Raw genomic sequence first — 23,557 nt, forward strand, 5'->3', positions numbered from 1 at the left:
ATAATACAACTCCTTTAAATACTATTTTCTTAATAAATTTAATGCTTGCTCGGCTGTAATTTCTCCCTTTTCAAGCTTATCAATCACATCAGCACTGTTATCCTCTTTTTCTTTGATTTGTGTATATCCCAAGGATGCAATTAGATCCTCCAGCTTACCTCGAACTGTAGGATAAGATATTCCTAGTTCCTTTTCAACATCTTTAATATTACCTCGGCATTTTATAAAGACCTCAACAAAATTTAGCTGTTCCATGGTTAAATAAGAGAACTTAGGTAATTCAAAGTCATTTTCAATAACAGTGTCGCACTTTTTACATTTTAGTTTTGTAACAGTAAGTTTGGAAGAACATACTGGGCACTGAGTTATTATTTTGTATGCCATACTAATCATCACTCTCCATAATTTTATTATACTACCGTTTTTTAAGAAATTCAATATCAATATTAAGTATTTTTACTTTTACTTATTTAAATATTAAATATATTAACTTATAAATTAATTATATGAATTAAATAGTTCAATAAAATATAAAAAGAGAAGTTTATACCTAGTTAGCACTATCTTCTATCTTATTCAGCAAGCGGTCACATTTTGTTCCCTCTAGAGTACACATAGCCATCAACTTAAGAATGCTGCAATTCCCACTAATTCATTTCATTAATATTTCCGCTAAAAAGTGCACCCACCCAATCCAAAATCCATAGGTGGGTGCATCCAAACTATAAAAGTACATAACTCCAAACTTAAAACTCTGAAAATCCTACTCTATTTTATCCAAAAAACAACGAAAACCCTTGAATTTCAAGGGTTTTCGTTGTATCAAACTTGTTGTTTTTTTATGGTGGAGGCGAAGCACAATAGGCCAAATCCACCAAACTTACTGACATAAAAGTTGTTAAATTATGGTTTGAACCTTTTCTATAAAGTTGATATTATTACTTAATCCATTTTCAAAAACAGCATCTAATACGAATCTTTATTATCTATAGCATCCTGGATTAATTGTTCCATATTTCCATTTATATCGTCATATACATACTGGCTTGATGTGTGTATGGACTCGTAGCAAGTAACATATTTTGATAGTCTCTCATTATTCGAACCTATTAGAATATTGTAGAAAGGATTACTGCCCTTTGTAGTTTGCTTTCCATCCTTATTTTTTAGATTATATATATTTATTCCAACAATACCCTTTCCTAATTCATATGCCTTATTAATTTCATAATCAATCCATTTTCTTCCGGATGTTGTCGCTCCTACCAAAACTACCAGACAAGAACGCATTTTCAACTGTGCATCAATCCATTCTTTTATTGCTTTATCGCTTTTTTCCTTTACTTCTTCCCAGTCGTTATCAGAACAAGTTGAACTACTATCTACCTTTCCCATGCTTCTTACCTGACCTGCCCTCCAATTATCCTTTAAATATTCAAAGCTGAAAAAAACTTGCCTTTTTGCCATAACTTTATCTCCTTTCGACTATTTATTTATCTACAAATATTACATTCAATGCTATAAAGTTAATTTGTCTTCTTGGTAATAAATAAAATAAATCAACTTCGACTCTTTGTTATTTTAAAACTATCAATATCATCACTTTTTTCAAAAGCATTATCAATATACTTACTTGGATTTGATAGGAAAACATCTTCATTTATAAGAGATATATAAGAACCAGTAAGGCTATCTACAGTTTGACACTCGTTACATACATAAACAGGCTCTTCCAAGTTAAATCTATTATTATATATAATACTATAAAGTTTATTTGTATCTATGTCCCTTGAACTACAACCATCCTCACTTTTATTATTTGTTTCAATCCAGCCATACCCGCCATTATATTTCATAAGAACACCTACGATACCATTAGTTCTTGATGTCTTGTCCTTTCGAGTAATTTCTTTCAATGAGTATTCTATCTCCCAATCGATCCATTTGCTGTATGTCATATTAGGTGAAATAATTACAATCGTTACGGACGTCGAATATAACATATCCCTCAACTTGTCCTTGATGTTTTCTGTTGTAGTATCTGTTAGGTCTGCAGAATCACTGGTTTCCCCATTATAATACTTAGAATCATCTCCTAATTTTTCAATTATATCATCTCTTAACCCCCTAGCCTCAGTATATTTATATGAAATAAACGTTTTATGAGCCATGCTTCTTACCCTCTCTTCAGTTACTTTTATATACTAGATACCTTTCATATTAGCATTTGTTATACTATTTTTTTTATAATTTTATAGATTTATATTAAGTTCTGCAATAACCCTATAGCTTTAATTATATTATTAGTTATTAGAGTATCATCATCTGTGTAAATCCCCAATTCTTTTATAGTATTATTCAGTTCCTCGTTAAAAGCATAAAAATCCTCCATCTTGTTTGTCACTCGCTCCCATAATTGTTTAGATACATATCCAGTACACCCAACAGGAATAACTTTTAATCCCTTATCAACTGCAATGTCAAATTCTTCAATTAATCCGTTGGAATCTACTACCTTACCGTTTTCAATCTTATTTCCGAAAAAAAATACTGCTATTCCTGCATTAGATAGCATATCCTCTCTGTATCTTTTCCATAGGTAAGCTCTTTCTGCGGGATCAGTTATATTTTGAGGGAATGGTCTAAGAATTAAAAAATCATCTAAATGACTCCTAGTGAATGAATAAACATGAGACAAAACACCATTAATAACTGAGCTTCCAATACCGACTCCAAAACCACATATAATTTTATAATTCCTTTCAGCCAATTTCTTTGAAAGGTTAAATATAAAATCTTCTGCGCGATTTTGACCCCATTTCCCATATTCATAAGCAGCTCCAGAAATAAAGATATTGTTTCTTTTAATCTTACATTGAATTAGCTTTAAAACATTTGTTATTTCATTAAAGTCATCAACTAATAAAACTCGAATTCTATATCTTTTTAAATCTTTAATCTTCAATTCCTGTTTTGTTCTCTCATAAATAAAATCTTCTATTTTCTCAAATTCCTCTTTAACTATTTTTTTTAAAAAGCAATAGTGATCTCGTGCATTTCTTCCCATCAAAATTCTAATTCTGCTTAATATATATTCTAGGTTAGGATCATCAAAACTAAACCCAATAAATAAGAAAGTCTTGGATATTAAATCTCCTTGTAACGCAGTAGTGAATACTTGTCTCTTTTCATTATAACCCTCATAATCATCTTTAGTTATAACTGCATCATGTGCTAGAGATATATCTCCATGCATTTTGTATACTACAGCATCCCTACGAGGTCTAGTTGTTGCTAAATTCTCAGAACATATTTTAGTATCAACTGTTTTACCATAAGCCTCCAAGGTTTTTTCTATTAAATTATCATAATTGGTAGTCCAGTAAGTGTTTATTGGTAACGATGCCAAAATCTTATGATTCTCACCTGATACAACATCTTTAGTAAACTCATCAATTAGCTGACTGTTGATTCCTCCACGACCACCATTTTCATTATCATAATATTGTGCTAATGCAATTAAGTCATATTCCTTGTCCACATCTAACCCTAACTCAATTGCAATGTCTCTAAGAAGTCCTTTCCAATTCATTAACCCACTTCCTGCTGAAAGTCCTGCTCCAGCAAAAACAGCTGCATTTTCCTCTCTTATAGCTTTTAAATATTTATCTACAAAAATTAATAGTTCTTGTCGCATATTATCTCCTTTATGATATCTTTTTATATCCAACTATATTTCTATTTTATACAATTTATACTAAATTTTATAATATTTATTTGATTTATATAAGTATTATACCATACTTTTTATCTTAAAATGTCATTATTTTTCCTTCTATGGTATATATTTATATATTTTATATTACAACTACTAATTTTTTAAAAACTGTTTTCACTTTCTTTTAATGTTAGTAAAAAAATTTAACACATTGTCTAATTAAACTTTACAAACATAACTTTAATGAAAAATCGACCATATTAAGACAAAATATTTATGAGCTCCTTATTGCGTTTATATGCAAAATTCTATACTACTTAGTAATGGTACTTTTCTTTACAGATGACATAATATTATATACTTTATTAGCCTTTAACGTATTAAAGACCACTCTGAATTACTTCAACGTGGTCTTTATAAACAAGTGCCTTATCAACATAATTTTGAATGAACTTCTTATCAATGCCTTCAAGCTCTTTAACGATTTTTCATTCTTTGATTGCTCCAGTATATTCTAATTGATTTCTTTAACAAATATTGGTATAACATTGTCCTCCAATATATTTTTCTCTAATTCTGATAGTACAAACCCCTCAATATATTCGAGGCCACTGAAAAAAGCACTCTTTTTTCAGTAGAGTTTTCAAATTTGAATAGAAAAAGCATGAGGAATCCATATTTTTGGATATCTCATGCTTTTTCTTTTATAATTAAGTTTTAAAAGCCCTATTTCATGCTTTTCAACTTAATTATTCTCTTTAGATTCACAGTGAAGATTGATAATGCACCTTGCATTTGCATGCTAATTAAGCCTGACGATATTGCTACATCATAGCCATGTTGGTGCTTAAGTTCACTATTTTTAGCCTCTATCATATAACGCTCCCTAGCACGTTTTTTAAAATATTCACTTTTTTCGAACTCTATTTGATCTTTGTGGGTATTTGACTTTATTGAAACTGAATAAGTTTTAGATTTAGCGCCTTCTTTATAACACCCATCTTTATGAACACAATTTTTACACTTTTCTACATTAAAATAGTAAGTTAACACTTGATTTTTACCAACATTCTTCTTTCCCTGTTTTGCTTTTTTAATAGCCATATGACCTGCCGGACATACAAATAAACCAGCATCTTTATTAAACTCAAATTCATCTTCTTTTTTTCGCATTCCTTGTGAAATTACAGGATTTAGTTTTGAAATTAATGCAATTTTATTTTCTTTTGCATATTCTAGATTTTTCTTTTCAGAATAAGCTGTATCTCCAATTACTTCATTAACATCTATACCAGCCTCACGGCTTTTTTCTATTAAGGCTATGAGCTCCTTTCCATCACTTTTTTCGCCAGTTGTAATAACAGCTGCTGTAATTAAACGTTCTTCACTCATAGCAAGGTGTGATTTATATCCAAAAAAAGAACTATCCTCAGTCTTATGCCCCACTTTTGCATCCTCATCTTTTGATAGTTTTAGGTTTTCTATGTCATCATTAAAAGCTTCGGTTAAGTAGTTTAATTTAGTTTTCACAGTTGGATTTGCTACAATTTCTGGATTCTTGTTTATGCTATCAATTAATAATTTGCAGTACTCAAGAATATCTTCAAGTACTCCATTTGTAACTTTATTCGGCAAATCTTCTTTTATCTCAGGATGTACTCCGTACAATGTTTTTCTTAAATTTTTTGCACGTTTCAATAATTCTTCTCCTGCTGATTTTTGGTTATAACGTGACTTGGTATGCGTAGCATCAACTATTATTGCTTTGCTTTTTAAAACTCCCTCTTTTATAGCAAGTTCTACAGTCTTGTTTATTAATAAATCTAATAAATTCATGTCTTTAAGGCGAAGCTTTCTAAATTTAGTTAATGTACTTGAGTTTATTAAATTTGTTTCTTCTGGGGCTAAATTCAGAAAATATTTAAATGACATATCATAAAGAGTTCTTTCAACAACATCTTCATCAGACAATTCATATATTACTTTCAAAAGCAAATATTTAAATAGCATTATAGGGTTAATAGCACCTCTACCCATAGATGAACTATAGTTAATAATCAATTCGTCATAAACAAATGAAAAGTCAACAAGGTCATTAATTTGCTTTAAAATGTTATCTTTCGGAATAATTAACGAATATAAGCTATGGTATGTATTTATTTTTATTTCCAATTGTCCTTTTAGCATAATAGTTTAGCCCCTTTTATTTTATTCTACTATACTAATTCGACATATCTTTTAAAATTCCTTTTTGTTTTTAGTCTTTTACATAAAAAAATCGCCATCTTTAATTCGATGACGATTTTTCATATAGTTTTTCAGTGGCCTCATATATTCCCTACGAATTTTCTTGTTATCACAACCTCTTTTATACATATTGCACCACATCTATATGAAATGTACATAGGCTTATTTACGGATTTTCAGCTATTACCTTGCATTGCTTACCCACACTCCCCACAGAAAAATAGACCTGGCAGCAAGTCTATTCCCTTTGCTTTATTAGGCCCAGAAGCTTTTTTTCTTGCTGACATTATTTCCTTATCTATTTGAAATTCTTCCTTAGAGATTATAACAGGCATACCACCATCACCTCTTATTAGTTTCACTATCATCTTTACCTAAACGGATATTTCTCTTTCCAACGGTATCCTTCTTTAAACTCTTATTAAATATATGTACAGCAGAATATTTTTCATTATCTAATATACTATATATGCTATTTTTACTAAAGTTAACTTCGTATTCCTCTAATACCTCAGAAACCTAGAGAATCCACATTCTATTTAAATAATAAGAACCCCCCATTAATTTATTAATTAGTCGGCGAGGTCTACTTGTTGAGGCGAATCATGACCTTTAAAATCCACCACACACTTTCAAATCAATTAGTTTACAAAACATATTTATTTATCGTATTTGCCTAGCAGCTCAATTTTTTCCATTTTACTTATTAAACTATTAATTTTTTTGCTAAGATATTTAATATCATAATCATTAATTCTATGATTACTATAATTATCAGTAAATGATTTTATACACCTTAACAAATCATCTGCTATTGACGAATTATAATTAGGTTTCATTAAATATTTATTAAATTCATTACTATTTAAATATTCTATTATATCATCATTTGTTGTTAAATTTTGTTGTATTCCAAGTTTACTTTTTATATATCCCATATCACTATATGCCGACTTTTTATTGAGACAAAATATTAATGCTTCTTTTAATTTATTTAACTCCTCATTTCCTACTTCTGCTTTATTACACATATAAAACATTTGAGCTCGAGAAAAAATATCTTCTTCATAATATTCTCTATCTTCTTCTATTTGAATTATATCTTCTAAATAATTATTTTTTTTACAAAACAATGGAATAAATTCTTTTTTAAACCATTTGCATGTTATGTTAATACTCCATGTTTTTCTTACATCTATTTTATTACATTTAGAATTACGTACCATATCCTGCACTTTTACATACAAATATACATCGTCAGAGTGGAAATCACTTTTATTAATAGCATGTAATGTTACGTGTTCGCATGCATCATAACTATCATTGTATGATATAACTGGCGAGAAAACGTGTATATAATAATCATTGCGTTGAAAAATATTCCAATTACTTTTACCATTATCCCAATCAAAGGAATTAGCGAACTTCAACATTTGAATCCATATGTTTTTATTTACCGTAGCTAATTTAAAATCGTAATTGTTATCCATTGGAAATCTTGAATAAATCTCATACTTAACCTCAAAATTTGAAACAGCCTCTAAATACCCATCCATTGCATTTTCAATTTTCATAATAAATTTTTTATATGAATCATAATTTTTAAACTCTATTCTAAAATAATTACACTGAAAAACGAATGAATTCTTTTCAGCGAAATAGTTCATAATATTTTCTGAAACTATTTTTTTAAATATATTAATTATTTGATAATGTTCCAAATTAACATAACTTTTATCTAACAAAAGTATTCCAGATATTCTTACCGGTTCACCTGTACAAATAAACTCAATGTCTACTATTTTATCTAAAGGTTTGTTTTTTAAATTTAAGTTATGTGGAGTTTGTAAATTTTCATTGTTTTTTTTGTTCTCATATGTACAATGAATATCTTTTTCACTAATAAAATTTTTGATTTTTCTCTCTAAAGTTTGAATTATATTTGAATCTACTTCCTCTTTAATATATGATAATTGCCTTAAATATTTGGGTACATTTTCTCCATCTAACAAAACTGTGATAATTGATTTTTCCCAATTATGCTTTCTCTCCAGTATATATCCTGTTTCTATTTCAACTCCACTTTTTTGATCTTTTTTATTTCCATAACCATCATCTTTCTTATTTGCTTTTATTACATATGATGGTGTCACAAACACAATAACCATATCGGCATCTATGATGTTATCTGCTATGAACCGATTTACATCTTGTGTTTCTTTGTTAAATATTTCTTGATCTAATATAATATTATACTCACATTTTAGTGTATCTCTTAAACATTTTACTATATATTCTACCTTTTCTATGTTTCCTTTGTCATCCCAACTATAGCTAATATATATATTTTTTTTCATTGTAATTAAATTCCTTTATCCTAAATATTAATGTTATTTATAAACTAAAATTACTTTGTTTTTCTTTAATAATACTACTTTAGCTGAATCTCTCCCTTATCTTCATACATTATATCTCTTTAGGTTATTAGCGTCCAAATTGTGTTGCCCTATAAAAATTGGCATAATATATTTTTATCAGTTTATTATTCAAGGTAATAATCTATATTTCAATTTAGGATTGTCACCTCCGCTAAAAAAATAACCTAATACAGATTCTACTCCAGCTTAGACTTATAGCACTTCACTGCATTATTTAGATTATGCAGTGAAGTTTCAAAAGTTTTTGCAATAAAATCTGTTTTACATAGATATTTCTATCTTAATGAAAGGGCTCATTTTTACTACAGTAATTGGATAATCTATATTATCACCTTAGTTTTGTGGGATAGTTTGTTTTATAAAAATATGTTAAAACTTCATGTACTCCTAACGGTTCGTATATATCAAATAAACTATTCATCTTTATTTTATCTAAGTCTGTACTACCTTTTATCTCCATCTTCTTTTATTTACGCTTAAAGTCCATTTTATTTTCTATACTCCTAACGAAGCATTAATTTCCTTCTTTAACTCATAAAAAACCTCTTCAACACGACTACTAAATTCCAAATAAACAACGCCTTGTATATCTGAAGGATTTTCTAGATTACCCTTCTTAATAACAGCAAATTTTCTTCTATCCCATTTAGCCCAAAAGTATCCCAATTCAAGAATTACATTCTGCCTTGCCCTATAGATTATTTCACTACTGCCCTCGTATTTAAGCTCATCATCAGGAGTCATTAATATTACTGCATAGGTACATTCATTAGCATATTGCTCAAACTTTTCAGGAATAGTTAGTCCACCACTTACCATATCCATCAATATCACTGCTTCCATTTTTAAATCATCTTTTATAAATTCTTTAACTCTTCTTGCAGTGGCCTCATCACGCCCATGTACTATAAACACTTTTTCTTTCTTATCCACCCCAATTACCTCCTCATCTATTATTTTCCGGTCTTTAATCTTGTCTACTATATCGATAACTTTTTCCCTATGTCTTATCCCATTATTTTTCAAAATTTCTAAAGGAGATAAAATTCTTTCTTCTTTATCTTCTTTAATTATATTAGAATTAACTCTGTAGGAAAAGTTAGACATTCCTATTATATTCATCCAATTAAATTCTTCCCCGCAATCACTACATTCAAATGTTGCATCATCTAATTCCGTATCAATTATACATTCACATTTACATATCGGGCATCTAGTAATTACTTTTAAGTATATATAACCCTCTTTACATAGACATTGAAAAAAATCCTGAGCTTTTATTAACGATATACCCGTATAATTTGCAAACCTTGTATACTCTAAATTATTCAGATGCGATTGAGGCATCAGCTTTATCCATTCTAGAAACTTTTGAAATAGGTGCTTGTTCATATTTTGTATATTTACCATATCCATAATCAAAATCACTCTCACTTAAATTGCTAAAAAAATGGATGTTCAAAAACTCTGCACTATTAGTATCATAGCCTATTCTTAACTCTCCTTCATCACTCAACCACAGTACTTGAAGTATAGAAATTTTTTTCGAATTATCAATAGGGCTTCTTAGAGCCATATATGTTTCAGAATCAAATATAGGATCCCTACAATTTTCACCTCTTAATCTCGCACTAACATTTGTGCCATCGTTAAATCTTAAATATGTAACAAATCCGTCCACCCCTTCAACCTCTTCGCCTGATTTTCGAGTATAAATTATATCTGATATTAATAGATGCTCAACTAGTTTTACCAAGCTACTCTTTATGTCAAAGATATTATTTTGTGTTTTTTTTATGTCTATGTCTAATATCTTCAAAGTTTTTGTCAACTCTTTTGTTGCACTGTCTAATATAGTATCTACCTGAACAGGTTTTATAGACACCATTTTTCTATATATTTGCGAATATAACTCTTCACACATTGTGTATAAAACTACCTTGTGATCATAATTAAAAGCATCTATGTTAATATTAAATAAAGCAAATACTTTTTCTTTATATCTTCTAAATAAAGACTCTGGTTTATGTCTATCATGTATTACTCTCGCCTTTGGAGAAACTTTTATAACAACAGATTTATTGTCTAAATCTACTTCTACAGCTACATAACTGTGCTCATTTTGCTTCTTATCATCTTTATTCAATACTTCAACTTTATACCCAAATAGTAATTTTATTTTAGACACAGTTACATTATTAAAATTAGGTACTATTTTAAAAGCAACTAATTCTGCCTTTTCATCATCATTAGAAAAGTATGTTGTTGCTATCTTATTATAATATGTCTCATCCACATTATAATTGCTTTTCATTATTTCAATTAATTGAACTATATTTTTTATTTTTTTATTAAATGAATGTATTTTAAAAATAAATGTTTCCCTCTGCTTACCATAAGAGAATTCCTCAAATAGATAATCATTAAAAGTTTGAAAAGATATTCTCCCTGAATTTATTAATTCAGCAATATAGTTTTCATAGCTTTCTCCAGACTCCATAAAACCCTTACTAGATTTATTTTTAGAAAGAAATTTATTTAAAGAAGTATTATTTATATTATTAGTAATTGATGTCGTTAAAATATATGACATTATTGCCATTACCCCCCTATTAATCTAAAATATTCATATATTTATTATATCATATAAAATTATGTATAGTAATATTCCGTATTAAAGTAAAATGTATTAATACTTCATTGCAAAAATAAAGTAAAAAGATTAATCCTAATTATGTGAAGATTTCTTCTCATTATTATCAACAAAATATTTTTGTGACTATACGTAGAAATGATTCTCTATACTTTAAGTTTTTAATTTTTACCTTACCTATGATTAATTAGATCAAAGTTCTTATCTTTTGGAGCAGTGTTCCATATCAGCTTATGAAAGTTACTTCCTGTCTTATTTACCCTATCGTTTCTGATACTATTCACACTTCATTGCTCTGATTAAGATAAATCAAAACAAAAAAGAAAACCCCCGACTAATTTATTAATTAGTCGGGGGTTTTACTGGTGGAGGCGAGGGGTGTCGAACCCCTGTCCGAAGGCAGCAACACCTAGGCATCTACGAGCGTAGTCAATAATTTAACATTCCCTCTACTTAACCCCTACTGACCAGGTTTAAGTTTTAGTAGCTTCATATTTTCCGTTTCCAGGTCAAAGCTTTCCCAGACTCGGTTCACCGCTGTCGTCGCCCTATCCTAAGTCGCGGTCATCTAAGGTAAGACGTAGCAGTCTAAGCTGCTAGTTGTAAATTATCGTTTGCGTTTAAATTGTTCCAATAGTTTTTTAATGCGGGTCCATAGGTTCCCTCAGCTCGCTTCCTCGACACAACGTACCCCCGTCGAAACCAAGTACGCCCCCAAAGATGTGAAAAGATTAAATTTAAATCTTTTACACTGTAATAATATAAAATCATTATTACATATATAACGCAAATCTATATTTTCTAAATTTTTGTAAATCATATATCAATTAGATAGTAACTTTAAGTTCTTTACTATGTTACTGACTATAGTCCTAATAATACACCATATTATATTCTTTATCAAGTGCTAATATTATGGAATCTAAGTACATTATTAGAATTTATCTCATTCTCTCTTTTATCTGTCTATCCATATCTCTCTTAGCATCTTTTTCTAGCATTGCATCTCTCTTATCATAATCCTTCTTACCACGAACAACCCCAAGATTAACTTTTACCTTAGTATCTTTAAGATAAAGAGCTAACGGAACTAGTGTATAACCTTTTTGAGCGGTGAATAACCCTAGTTTAATTATTTGTTCTTTATGAAGCAATAACCTTCTGGGTCTTAATGGATCAACATTAAACTGATTTCCATTCTCATAATGGCCTATATGCATGTTTTTAACGAATATCTCTCCATTTATAACATCTGCAAAACTATCTTTTAAGTTTGCTTTACCAGCCCTGATGGATTTCACTTCTGTACCAACAAGCTCTATACCAGCTTCCATTGCTTCCTCTACAAAATAATCATGTCTCGCCTTTTTATTTTGTGCGAGCGTTTTGTTTTCTGTTTTCTTTATCATAACTTCACCTACTTTATTCTTATTAATATAGTGTAAGAATTTTTTGTGTTATTCTTTTTATTAAGTATCATTATACTATATATGGTGCCTTATTTCAAGAATATGCAGAGCGTTTTAACAAAATAATCCATATACAATCTATAAGAGAGAAAATTTTCTCTCTTATAGATTGTTCTTATATTGGTATTATTCTACAATCTACTCTTCTTTCTTTGTTGAATCATCCTTTATAAGTTCATTTAATTGACTAACTGAATAATCATCTGAGCCTTCTTCATGCTCATCCTCATCTTTAATTATATCAAAATAAACCTCATGAGAAGTTAGATCAACTTTACTAACTATGATTCTTACCTCTTCTCCTAATTTGTACATCTTCTTAGTTCTCTCTCCAATAAGGGTTAAATGCCTTTCATCAAAGACATAATAATCATCATCTAATGTAGTCATATGAACTAAACCTTCTACAGTATTAGGGAGTTCAACAAATAATCCAAAATTGGTTACTGATGAAATAATACCATCAAATTCTTGACCAACTCTCTCATTCATGTATTCTGCTTTCTTTAAGTCATCAACGTCTCTTTCAGCTTCCATGGCTACTCTTTCCATATCTGATGATTGTTTAGCCGCAATTTCGACTTCTTTTTTTAATCTTTCTATTCTTGCATCACTTAATCCGCCATTTAGAACCTCTTTAATTATCCTATGGATCATTAAATCTGGATATCTTCTAATTGGTGATGTAAAGTGACAATAATACTTAGCAGCCAAACCAAAATGCCCACTACATTCTGATGAATATTTTGCTTTCATCATAGAACGGAGAAGAAGTGTGCTTACTACCATTTCTTCTTTCTGACCTTTGACTTTTCCTAATATATCTTGAAGCATTCTAGGATGAACTTCCTTACCCCATTTTACAGCGTATCCTAAATTATGTGCAAATTCACTAAAACGCATTAGCTTTTCTTCATCTGGATCCTCATGAATTCTATATACAAATGGTACGTTTAGCCAGAAAAAATGTTCAGCTATAGTTTCATTAGCCGCTAACATAAATTCTTCTATTACTCTATTTGCAATGCCTCTTTCATAAGGTACGATATCTATAGGTTTTCCGTTTTCATTTAATATTATTTTACACTCAGTAAAATCAAAATCTATAGCTCCCCTATTCATTCTGTTTTTGTTAAGAATGGCACATAACTCTTCCATATGTTTAAAATCTTCATATAAATAGTCATACCTTTTAATTACTTCTTCGTCTTTATCAGTAAGTATTTTCGTAACGTCAGTATAAGTCATTCTCTCATTAGTTTTTATAATACTTTCCACTATTTCATGATCTACATGTTTTCCGTTTTTATCTATCTCCATAAAACAAGTAAGTGCTAACCTATCCACTTTAGGATTTAAACTACAAACTCCATTTGATAATTTTTTAGGAAGCATTGGTATAACTCTATCAATTAAGTATACTGAAGTTGCTCTTTTCAAAGCTTCTTTGTCTAAAGGATTTTTGTCCTTAACATAGTTAGAAACATCCGCTATGTGAACTCCTAAACGATAGTTACCATTATCCAAAAGCTCAATAGATACAGCGTCATCTAAGTCTTTAGCATCCTCACCATCTATAGTTACCATACGTAGGTCCCTTAAATCTTTTCTTCTTGTATATTCTTCTTTTGGAATTTCATCAGATATGTTTTCTGTATAAGTTTCAACAGCTTCTGGAAATTCCTCTGGTAGTTTATGTTTTTTAATTATAGATAATATATCAATACCTGCGTCACCTTTGTTACCAAGGATTTCGATAATTTTTCCCTCAGGGTTTCTTTTTTGTTCTGGCCACTGAGTTATTTCAGCTATTACTATTTGCCCTGTTTTTGCACCAAGTCTTTCAGATTTAGGAATAAATATATCTTGAGCGATTCTCTTATCGTCAGCTACTACAAAACCAAAATTGCTACTATCCTGATAAGTTCCTATTATCGTTTTATTAGATCTTTCTATTACTTTTGCAATTTCGCCTTCGCATTTCTTGCCATTATTTTCCTCTTTTAGAACTTTTGCAAGAACCTTGTCGCCATTCATTGCTCCGTTTACATTGTCTGCCGGAATAAATACATCTGGTCTTTCTGTTTCTGGTATTACAAATCCAAACCCTCTTTGATGACCTTGAAATTTACCAACTACAAGACCCATCTTCTCTGGTATGCCATAATATTCAGCTTTTGATCTAACTACATCACCAGCCTTCTCCATTTCAGATAATAAAGCTGCAAAACCTTTAATATCTTTCTTTTTTATATCAAATATTCTAGATAGTTCTGCTGTATTCATAGGTTTGTATGCTTGCTCTGTCATAAGACTTATTAAAGTTTCTTTTATATCCATTAGGTTTCCTCCTATTTAATTTCTACATGTTTTGATTTTTATACCGACTTAATTTTTATATCAACATAATTTTTATACTAATGTATTTATAAATTATCCTAAAAATTATTATTATTGCTCCAGTTTTTAGTGTTATTATTCTAATTTATTCATATACTTCTATAATTGCTCACTTTATTATAATCTAAAAACCACATCTAGTATATACTATGTGGTTATATACTTCCCTAATATCCAATAAAAAATGCCCCCATTAAATAGTTATATTTAATGGGGGAGTTTTGCCTGAACCTATTATATTAAAATTTCTTCACAAAAATCGACTTTTTTTTACAAAATAAAACAGCCCTTGGGGTTGGGCTGCTTTATAACAAATAAAAAGGGGGCTATTTATCTCTCTATTTATCTTTACCTCTTAATTATATTAAATTTCACCAATGTTTGCAAGTGTTTTCCACAAATTTCATTGTAAATGATTTGTAAAGTGATTAAATTTCATTCATAATTTGTTCACTTTTGTCATATGTTATAATATTTCCAATTAATTTACACTTGTTTTAATAAATTTATCTCATCTTCCGACAATTCTCTACATTGACCTTCAACTAAATCTTCATCTAATTTCAATGGTCCAAAACTAACTCTTCTTAAAAACATAACATTCTTATTTACGCTCTCAAACATTCTTTTCACTTGATGAAATTTGCCTTCTTGAATAGTAACCATTACCTCTGATCCATTTTCATTTGCAGTTAACACTTCTAATTCCGCTGGCATACATTTATATCCGTCATCTATTACAACACCCTTCTTAAAGGTGTTTATGTCACTTGCATCTATAAATTTATTTATTTCTGCATAATATACTTTATCTACATGGTTTTTAGGTGCAATTAATTTATGATTTAATTCACCATCATTTGTAATTAAAAGTAGTCCTACTGTATCTTTATCAAGTCTTCCTATAGGAAATGGTTTGAACGCACGGTACTGCTCATCTATTAAATCAATTACAGTCTCGTCATTTCTATCTACAGTAGCTGAAACCACCCCTGCTGGCTTATTCATAACTAAATATATGTATTTTCTATAATTAATTTCATCACCTGATACCTTTATTACAGCCTTCTCTGGATCTACTTTCATAGCGCTGTCAGTTGCTATTACTCCATCAACCTCTACCTTTTTTTTCTTAAGTAATGCCTTTACTTCTTTTCTTGTTCCATGACCTAAGTTTGACAATATCTTGTCTATTCTGTCCATTAGCATTCATCTCCTCAACTAGTTCTTTATATTTTAGTAAATCATCTCCTAGGTCGATGTTAATCATCTCCTGGGTCGCTGTATAATTAGTATAAAGTATTTTAATTATAAAAAAACAGCTTTAAAAGCTGTTTTAAATTTATTCTTTAACTTCAATCTCTATTATATCATAATCTTCATACGAAATACTCTTATAGAAGCTTTTTGACAATACTAACATTTTGTATATTCCCTTATGGAAAGGTATAAAGCTATAGTCATCTTTTTTGCTAAATTTTTGTACTAAGCTCCAGTTTCCTTTTTTCATAATATAAAACTCATATACAACATCTTTCCCACCCATACTTTCTGATTTAAATGTTATGGTCTCATTAACTATAAAATTTTCATTATCACATAAAATCTTTGTATCTGTTATAGGCAGGCTCTTATGCACTTCTATTTTTACCTCTTTTCTACTATCATATGCACTTGTACTCAATTTATTTTTTACAAGTATTTCTATTGCATAACTTCCACTACATTTGGGTTTAAGTTCATAATTTTTATATTCTATAAAACTTGTTTGTTCAACTACTTTATCATCTATTTTTAAAACATAGTTTATAAGTGTATCACTTGTATTTTCATATATTACTTGCACAGGAATAGTATCGTAGACCATATAATATTTATTTTTATCCATTAGAATATAATCTATTTTAGCTGGGATACAATCTAATGCTTTAATATATACACTTTTACTTGTATCAAATTCACTCTTTGAATATTTATCTTTTACTCTTACCTCAAGTTTAAAACTTCCACTTTCCTCTGGAATAAAATCTACAAAATCATGTATCCCGAATTCTATTTTTTCTGTCTCTTTATCATCCTTAAAAACTAAAAAACTGTATCTTAAAGAATCCCCGCCTGTTGCTTTAACTGTTAAATGAATTCGATCACCTATTAGTACATTATCTTTCTTGTCTATTATTATATCATCGATCTTCACGGTTTCTTTCCCTATTTCCTCATATGGATCTACATTATAATAAATTAATGCTCTATCATCAAACTCCTTACGCGAAAACATATCCTTAGCCATACATAATAGCTTATAATTGCCCCTATTAGTTTCAACATAACTAACTAATTTCTTAGTTGAATAGTCTTGTATACAACTTCTATTTCCCTTAAGGTCTATCTTTACAAATTTATATAAAACTACCCTATTATCCTCATACTTTGTCTCAACCTCAAAAACTATCTCCGTTCCTTCTAATATGCTCTCAGTTAAACATTCAAAGCTCATAATTTCTAAAGCTTGTATAGCTTGTACATTAAATCCTATCTTCATTGAATCGTCAAACATATTTTTAGAATTTATATTCTTGCATTCTACCAAAAACTCTTTTTTTCCAGAGTATTTGGATATCCATGTCATTATATTTTCCGGTGAATAATCTGCTAAAAGTTGCCAATCATCCCTTTCATGTACCCAGTATCTATACATAATAGGTACATTAAGTGTATCTACTGTTAAGGTAATTTTTTCTCCTACCATTATTTCCATTTTGTCTATGTAAATGTCCTTAATTAGTTTCTCATATGATTCTCCAATTATGTAGTCTGTCCTTGACATAAAATCAAAGGGTTTGTTACTTTCTTTTCTTTTAGCTTGCACCATTATGGAGTACTTCCCGTCCACCGCTGGCTTCCAAATAGCAACACTTGTCCCACTTGATTTCTTTAAAGTATCCCATGCGCCATCGAGGCCTACAAGAAATTTATAGTCTAAATTATTCTCTAATTCATTTTCAACACTGATTTCAATCCCTTTATATTCTTGCTTGGCATCATCTAAACTAAACAATATATTCATTTCATTCATTTAAATTTACCCACCTTTATAAATAAGCATTTACTACAAATTATTCTTCTAAAATTCATCTCTATATAAATATTATACTATATTTCCATTATTTGTAACATAGTACATTCCATTTTTTTTCTCTTATTTATAGACATAAACATCAATTAATAATTGATGTTTTATAAGTTTTATAGTTTTTCTTGGTAATATTTGTCATTTATAAAACAATATAAAAATAGCTAGCAACTTCCGCTACTAGCTATTTCTTATATTTTAAATTTCACGAACAAATTACCTAAGTGTTATTGATTAGCTTTTAAAATAAGTTTAATTAAATTGTTATAAAGCTTATCATCATCTTCACTTGTTCTTTTTTTAGGACCGAAGGTTTTACCCCCACTCCGTCTTAATTTACCAGACAAATGCCTCTCAAACAATAATTTATCAATATTGTTATCATCATATATATGTCCCTTAGGTCCAATAGCATAAGATCCTTTAGCTAAAACCATAGCAGCTACTCCAAAATCTTGAGTAATTACTATATCCTTTGACTTTGCCTCATTAGCTACTTTCATATCAACAGTTTGAAACCCACTATCTACATATCTTATTGAGGCGTAATCACTACTAAGTACATGATTAATATCACAAAACATAATAAGCTCTATAGAGTTATCCTTGGCTGCCTTTTCTATTAACTGTTTACCAGGGCATCCATCTGCATCTACAATAATTCTCATATACTTCGTCTCATCTCTTTAAAGTCTTTTTTCAAGTTCTGCTTTAATATCTTCATATCCTGCTTTTCCAAGAAGAGCAAACATATTTTTCTTGTATGCCTCAACTCCTGGTTGATCAAAAGGATTCACGCCTGATAAGTATCCGCTTATTGCTAAAGCCTTTTCAAAGAAGTAGACCATATGTCCAAAGTTATATGCACTTAACGTCGGTACGTTTAAAATAATATTAGGTACATCTCCATCATTATGAGCAAGTACTGTTCCCTGAAAAGCCTTTTTATTAACAAAGTCCATAGTTTTACCTGCTAGAAAGTTTAATCCATCTAAATCTCCGCTTTCCTTATTTACTACAACTTCTCTTCTTGGCTTTTCAACATTTATAACTGTTTCAAATATATTTCTTACGCCTTCTTGAATATATTGTCCCATAGAATGCAAATCCGTAGAGAAATTAACAGATGCTGGGAATATTCCTTTTTGATCTTTTCCTTCACTTTCACCACAAAGTTGTTTCCACCACTCACCAAAATATTGAAGTGCTGGCTCATAGTTTACTAATATTTCTGTAACTTTGCCTTTTCTATATAATGCATTTCTAGCTGCTGCATATTTATAACAATCATTTTTATTTATATCGTCGTCGTTATATATTTCACTTGCATCTGCTGCACCCTTCATCATCTCATCAATATTAATTCCTGCTGCTGCTATTGGTAGAAGACCTACTGCTGTTAGTACTGAGAATCTTCCTCCTATATCATCTGGAATTACAAAAGTTTCATACCCTGCTACATCTGCTGATTTTTTTAGAGCTCCACGAGCCTTATCAGTAGTCGCAAAAATTCTTTCTTTTGCTCCTTCTTTTCCGTATTTTTTCTCTAATAAATCTTTAAATATTCTAAAAGCAATAGCTGGCTCTGTTGTAGTTCCAGATTTTGATATTATATTTACAGAAAAATCTTTCCCTTCTATAACATCAATTAAATCTGCCATATATGTAGAACTTATGTTATTTCCAGCGAAATATATTGCAGGAGATTTTCTTTTATCACTTGATAAACTATTATGAAAGCTATGGCATAATGTTTCTATAGCTGCTCTAGCTCCTAGATATGATCCACCTATTCCAATTACTATTAAAATTTCAGAATTACCTTTTATTTTTTCTGCTGCTTTTTTTATTCTTGTAAATTCAGCTTTGTCATAATTTACAGGAAGGTCTATCCATCCTAAAAAATCACTTCCCGCACCTGTTTTTTCTGTTAGCATTTTGTGTGCAGTAGACACCATTGGTTGAAGATAAGAGATTTCATGTTCATTTAAATATGGAACTGTTTTGCTTAGATCTAAAGATAAAACTTTTTCCATTAATATTCCTCCTTATTTATATCTGATGCAAAATAATTATTAATTGATTTACTTCTTGAATTTACCTATTTTTGATATAAATACAAGTTATCTTTCATGATATCATTCTGTAAAACAACATAGAATAATTTTAGTTTATTCAAGGATATAAATCAAGTTTTTAAATAAAATTTAGTATTTTTAACAAAATATGTTTTATAAAAATAAATATATTAAGTACCTACTTGCGTTAGGCCGCATATATTGAATTATATTAATATATGAGGTGTGATTTTTTGATTATTCATGTTGTTAAAAGTGGGGAAAACTTATATGAAATTTCAAAATTATATGGAGTTCCATACAATAAAATTGCTGATGATAATGAACTTACAAACCCAAATGAACTTGTGGTAGGCCAAACACTTGTAATATTACAAGGTACTCGTAAACACAGAATTCTTCCTGGGCAGTCCCTTTATAGCATAGCTAAAGCCTATGGCACAACTATTGCAGATTTATATGCTGCAAATCCTATCCTTAATAGTTCTATTATAATTTACCCTGGTCAGATTATTAATATACCACCATCAACGCAAAAATTAGGTTCTATTGAAGTTAATGCTTATGCTCTTCCGGGTACAGATATGGACGTTCTTGAAAAAACTCTTCCAAACTTAACATACCTAAGTATATTTAGTTACCAAATACAACCTAACGGAACACTAAAAGGCATAAATGACGTTCCTTTAATTGAGGCTGCTAGAAAAGCTAAGGTAGCTCCTATGATGGTTGTTACAAATCTAAAGGAAGGCGGTGGATTTGATAGTAAACTTGCCCATACCATACTCACAAATCAGACAGTACAAAATGAATTGTTTAATAACATAATTGCTACATTAAAGGATAAAAATTATTATGGGTTAGATATAGATTTAGAATACATCTTCCCAGAAGATAGAGAAAACTATAACACCTTTCTACGAAGAGTTGTAACTACCCTAAAGCCCTTAGGTTATCCTGTTACTACAGCCCTAGCCCCTAAACCCTCTGGTGATATAAAAGGCTTACTGTATGAAGCTCATGATTACCCTGTTCATGGGGCTCTCGTAAACCATGTTATACTGATGACTTACGAATGGGGATATACCGCCGGTCCACCACTCGCGGTTTCTCCAATTAACGAAGTAAAAAAAATTCTTGATTATGCTGTAACAGTAATCCCAAGTAAAAAGATTTTTATGGGAATACCTAATTATGGTTATGATTGGACACTACCTTATGTAAAAGGCACTAAAGCAACTGCACTTGGCAATGTTGAAGCGGTAGATCTTGCAAGAAAAGTATTTGCATCTATTAAATATGACTATACTTCCCAGGCTCCATTTTTTAATTACTATGATGCTAACAAAAAAGAACATGTAGTTTGGTTTGAAGATGCCAGAAGCATGAATGCTAAGCTTAGGACCGCTGCGAAATACAATCTAGGTGGGGTAAGTTATTGGACAATCGGAAAATATTTTCCTCAAGCATGGCTAGTTCAAAACTCACTGTTCAACGTTAAGAAATTACTCTAACGACATAAAAAGGTATGATAAATTAATAATTTACCATACCTTTTTATATAAAAACCATTTTAACTCTCTTTATGCGAAATTCTCCCACCTCTTAGGTGGTGAGATAAATAGCATATCATTGTAAATGATTCAATACCAATTTGCAATGATTTCATTTGTATAATTAGCAATTAATTGGTTATAATAATATTATAGGTTTTCAAACTACCGTAGGTATTACGGAAAGGGTTTTCCTTAAAAACCCATAGCCTCGGAAACTGATAAATCGTAAAATAATTTCCTACTTGTAGGTTGATTAGGATTAAAGGAAGCTCTCACTTCTAAAGTGATGAGTAGTTCACATAACTCTTTCATCTAACAAATCCAAATCTCTAAAACGTTGTTTTAAATTCATTTTAAAATTATCATCTATATCAATTTTATCTTCTTTTTTATTAACTTTAATTTTTTCTAAAACTTTACTCTGATTTATATATTTATATATAGCCATACTTAACTTAACACTTTTTATATTATTCATATATACCATCCTCCGAAAAAATAATTCTTACATAAGATCTATTTTATACACTTATTATACATCAAATTACATCAAACGACAAATTATTTAACACTTTTTTTAAATTTTATTTGTATATTCGACATTATTCGAAAAATAGCCTATATCCATTTGTATTAATATAGTTAAGGTGAACTACCACCACTTATAGAAGTGGATGGCTTCTTGGTCAATACTACTACTGTAGCAAGTGCGTCTCTTGCAGAAACGTATCCAAGCTATCAAGGTCATTCCAACCTCTCTAACAATATATCTTTTATTATATTGCTAGTTTTAGTAAATTTTTGCTCGCATTTATATCTCTATCCATTATCATCCCACATGCTGGGCATATATAAGTTCTGCATGATAAGTCTTTGGTTTGACTTGATTGATTACCACAATCAGAACATAACTGACTACTTGCATAGTTTGATGGTGCTACTATTATTTCTCTACAATACCATTTTGCCTTATATTCTAACATTCTTCTAAACTCTGACCAGCTAACATCAGATATTGATTTTGCTAATTTATGATTTTTTACCATATTTCTAACTTTTAAGTCCTCAATCACTATAACTTGGTTTTCGTTAATTAATTGAGTGCTTACTTTGTGCAACATATCTTTCCTTTGGTTAGATATTTTCTCATGTAATTTTGCTACTTTTATTTTAGCTTTTTTTCTATTATTACTACCTTTTTGTTTTCTTGATAAATCCTTTTGAAGTTTAGCTAACCTTTTAGCTGATTTCTTTAGGTATTTAGGATTATGAAAAACATCACCATTACTTGTTATTGCAAACTCTTTAATTCCCAAATCTACACCTATTTTGCTATCTGTTTTAGGCAATTGAATATTTTCAGCGTCAACTAAAATAGATATATAATATTTACCACTTGGAACTTGTGATATAGTGCAAGATTTAATTAACCCATTGAATTCTCTATGCTGCTTTATTTTTATCATAGACTTTAATTTAGGTACTTTGATATGCTTATTTTCAATATACACAGTACCATTTTGATTATTAGTTGTATAACTATTGGTATTAGTTTTCTTCTTGAACTTAGGAAAACCAATTGATTTATCTCTAAAAAAATTCTTATACGCTTTATCTAAATTCATTTGAGCATTAGCTAAAGCAAGACTATCGACTTCTTTTAGCCACTCAAATTCAGTTTTGTATTGTGCTGGTGTGGGATGTTTCATTGCCTTAATATCTAGGTCTTTGTTTTCCTCATATGATTTAATTCTTTCAGCAAGCATTCAGTTATATACAAATCTAGTACATCCAAAAGTCTTGGCTAAATATATTTTTTGCTCAATATTTGGATATAACCTAAATTTATAAGCCTTTAACATTTT

Annotated in this window: 17 protein-coding genes, 1 other RNA gene and 1 pseudogene; 1 reads left to right on the forward strand and 18 read right to left on the reverse strand. The window is 29.7% G+C overall.

The window, feature by feature from the left end; translation table 11 throughout:
- Positions 1–21 precede the first annotated feature (21 nt).
- The 16 genes from LL038_RS17490 to LL038_RS17565 all read right to left on the reverse strand — a co-directional run bounded on the left by LL038_RS17490 (position 22) and on the right by LL038_RS17565 (position 20,094).
- Positions 22–384: a DUF2089 domain-containing protein gene (locus LL038_RS17490; RefSeq protein ID WP_216127211.1), complete on the reverse strand. Its 363-nt coding sequence runs from the start codon at positions 382–384 to the stop codon at positions 22–24.
- 582 nt (positions 385–966) lie between these two features.
- Positions 967–1,467 (reverse strand): TIR domain-containing protein, encoded by a 501-nt coding sequence (locus LL038_RS17495; RefSeq protein ID WP_216127208.1) that lies wholly within the window; start codon positions 1,465–1,467, stop codon positions 967–969.
- A gap of 92 nt (positions 1,468–1,559) precedes the next feature.
- Positions 1,560–2,171 carry a TIR domain-containing protein gene (locus LL038_RS17500; protein ID WP_216127205.1) on the reverse strand — a complete coding sequence of 204 codons (612 nt, stop codon included), beginning with the start codon at positions 2,169–2,171 and terminating at the stop codon, positions 1,560–1,562.
- 89 nt (positions 2,172–2,260) lie between these two features.
- Positions 2,261–3,697 carry an SIR2 family protein gene (locus LL038_RS17505; protein ID WP_216127201.1) on the reverse strand — a complete coding sequence of 479 codons (1,437 nt, stop codon included), beginning with the start codon at positions 3,695–3,697 and terminating at the stop codon, positions 2,261–2,263.
- 747 nt (positions 3,698–4,444) lie between these two features.
- Positions 4,445–5,905, reverse strand: coding sequence for an IS1182 family transposase (locus LL038_RS17510; RefSeq protein WP_216128210.1), 1,461 nt, complete (start codon positions 5,903–5,905; stop codon positions 4,445–4,447).
- Between the two features lie 257 nt (positions 5,906–6,162).
- A complete protein-coding gene (locus LL038_RS17515; RefSeq protein ID WP_268055900.1) occupies positions 6,163–6,327 on the reverse strand; it encodes a hypothetical protein in 165 nt (54 codons plus the stop codon).
- Between the two features lie 297 nt (positions 6,328–6,624).
- The gene (locus LL038_RS17520; protein ID WP_216127187.1) at positions 6,625–8,322 is read right to left on the reverse strand and encodes a toll/interleukin-1 receptor domain-containing protein; all 1,698 of its coding nucleotides are present in this window, start codon (positions 8,320–8,322) and stop codon (positions 6,625–6,627) included.
- Between the two features lie 576 nt (positions 8,323–8,898).
- Positions 8,899–9,750 (reverse strand): TIR domain-containing protein, encoded by an 852-nt coding sequence (locus LL038_RS17525; RefSeq protein ID WP_216127185.1) that lies wholly within the window; start codon positions 9,748–9,750, stop codon positions 8,899–8,901.
- Positions 9,728–10,996, reverse strand: coding sequence for a hypothetical protein (locus LL038_RS17530; RefSeq protein WP_216127183.1), 1,269 nt, complete (start codon positions 10,994–10,996; stop codon positions 9,728–9,730). Before LL038_RS17530 ends, LL038_RS17525 begins: the two co-directional genes overlap by 23 nt.
- 423 nt (positions 10,997–11,419) lie before the next feature.
- Positions 11,420–11,772: a transfer-messenger RNA gene (ssrA, locus tag LL038_RS17535) on the reverse strand.
- 225 nt (positions 11,773–11,997) lie between these two features.
- Positions 11,998–12,465: an SsrA-binding protein SmpB gene (gene smpB, locus LL038_RS17540; protein WP_071611174.1), complete on the reverse strand. Its 468-nt coding sequence runs from the start codon at positions 12,463–12,465 to the stop codon at positions 11,998–12,000.
- A gap of 198 nt (positions 12,466–12,663) precedes the next feature.
- Positions 12,664–14,865: a ribonuclease R gene (gene rnr, locus LL038_RS17545; RefSeq protein WP_216127181.1), complete on the reverse strand. Its 2,202-nt coding sequence runs from the start codon at positions 14,863–14,865 to the stop codon at positions 12,664–12,666.
- A gap of 546 nt (positions 14,866–15,411) precedes the next feature.
- A complete protein-coding gene (locus LL038_RS17550; protein WP_216127179.1) occupies positions 15,412–16,128 on the reverse strand; it encodes a 16S rRNA pseudouridine(516) synthase in 717 nt (238 codons plus the stop codon).
- Positions 16,129–16,267: 139 nt separating this feature from the next.
- On the reverse strand, positions 16,268–18,001 hold the full coding sequence (locus LL038_RS17555) for a triple tyrosine motif-containing protein (protein ID WP_216127177.1): 1,734 nt from the start codon (positions 17,999–18,001) through the stop codon (positions 16,268–16,270).
- Between the two features lie 284 nt (positions 18,002–18,285).
- Complete coding sequence (locus tag LL038_RS17560) at positions 18,286–18,726, reverse strand: YaiI/YqxD family protein (RefSeq protein ID WP_071611170.1); 441 nt, start codon at positions 18,724–18,726, stop codon at positions 18,286–18,288.
- An 18-nt stretch (positions 18,727–18,744) separates the two neighbouring features.
- Complete coding sequence (locus tag LL038_RS17565) at positions 18,745–20,094, reverse strand: glucose-6-phosphate isomerase (RefSeq protein WP_216127175.1); 1,350 nt, start codon at positions 20,092–20,094, stop codon at positions 18,745–18,747.
- Between the two features lie 275 nt (positions 20,095–20,369).
- Here LL038_RS17565 and LL038_RS17570 point away from each other — a divergent pair, with 275 nt between their 5' ends.
- Entirely contained in the window at positions 20,370–21,650 is a 1,281-nt protein-coding gene (locus tag LL038_RS17570) for a glycosyl hydrolase family 18 protein (protein ID WP_216127199.1), read from the forward strand.
- Between the two features lie 337 nt (positions 21,651–21,987).
- Here LL038_RS17570 and LL038_RS17575 read toward each other — a convergent pair whose 3' ends face one another.
- Positions 21,988–22,170: a hypothetical protein gene (locus LL038_RS17575; RefSeq protein ID WP_216127173.1), complete on the reverse strand. Its 183-nt coding sequence runs from the start codon at positions 22,168–22,170 to the stop codon at positions 21,988–21,990.
- 298 nt (positions 22,171–22,468) lie between these two features.
- A pseudogene (tnpB, locus tag LL038_RS17580) lies at positions 22,469–23,554 on the reverse strand (IS200/IS605 family element RNA-guided endonuclease TnpB).
- Positions 23,555–23,557: the final 3 nt, after the last annotated feature.

The organism is Clostridium estertheticum (assembly GCF_026650985.1).
Classification (GTDB): domain Bacteria; phylum Bacillota; class Clostridia; order Clostridiales; family Clostridiaceae; genus Clostridium_AD; species Clostridium_AD estertheticum_C.

Excerpts from the sequence above, each read along its gene's own strand:
- LL038_RS17490 (WP_216127211.1), bottom strand. The coding sequence starts at position 384 with ATGGCATACAAAATAATAACTCAGTGCCCAGTATGTTCTTCCAAACTT.
- LL038_RS17495 (WP_216127208.1), bottom strand. The coding sequence starts at position 1,467 with ATGGCAAAAAGGCAAGTTTTTTTCAGCTTTGAATATTTAAAGGATAAT.
- LL038_RS17500 (WP_216127205.1), bottom strand. The coding sequence starts at position 2,171 with ATGGCTCATAAAACGTTTATTTCATATAAATATACTGAGGCTAGGGGG.
- LL038_RS17505 (WP_216127201.1), bottom strand. The coding sequence starts at position 3,697 with ATGCGACAAGAACTATTAATTTTTGTAGATAAATATTTAAAAGCTATA.
- LL038_RS17510 (WP_216128210.1), bottom strand. The coding sequence starts at position 5,905 with ATGCTAAAAGGACAATTGGAAATAAAAATAAATACATACCATAGCTTA.
- LL038_RS17520 (WP_216127187.1), bottom strand. The coding sequence starts at position 8,322 with ATGAAAAAAAATATATATATTAGCTATAGTTGGGATGACAAAGGAAAC.
- LL038_RS17525 (WP_216127185.1), bottom strand. The coding sequence starts at position 9,750 with ATGCCTCAATCGCATCTGAATAATTTAGAGTATACAAGGTTTGCAAAT.
- LL038_RS17530 (WP_216127183.1), bottom strand. The coding sequence starts at position 10,996 with ATGTCATATATTTTAACGACATCAATTACTAATAATATAAATAATACT.
- smpB (WP_071611174.1), bottom strand. The coding sequence starts at position 12,465 with ATGATAAAGAAAACAGAAAACAAAACGCTCGCACAAAATAAAAAGGCG.
- rnr (WP_216127181.1), bottom strand. The coding sequence starts at position 14,865 with ATGGATATAAAAGAAACTTTAATAAGTCTTATGACAGAGCAAGCATAC.
- LL038_RS17550 (WP_216127179.1), bottom strand. The coding sequence starts at position 16,128 with ATGGACAGAATAGACAAGATATTGTCAAACTTAGGTCATGGAACAAGA.
- LL038_RS17555 (WP_216127177.1), bottom strand. The coding sequence starts at position 18,001 with ATGAATGAAATGAATATATTGTTTAGTTTAGATGATGCCAAGCAAGAA.
- LL038_RS17560 (WP_071611170.1), bottom strand. The coding sequence starts at position 18,726 with ATGAGAATTATTGTAGATGCAGATGGATGCCCTGGTAAACAGTTAATA.
- LL038_RS17565 (WP_216127175.1), bottom strand. The coding sequence starts at position 20,094 with ATGGAAAAAGTTTTATCTTTAGATCTAAGCAAAACAGTTCCATATTTA.
- LL038_RS17575 (WP_216127173.1), bottom strand. The coding sequence starts at position 22,170 with ATGAATAATATAAAAAGTGTTAAGTTAAGTATGGCTATATATAAATAT.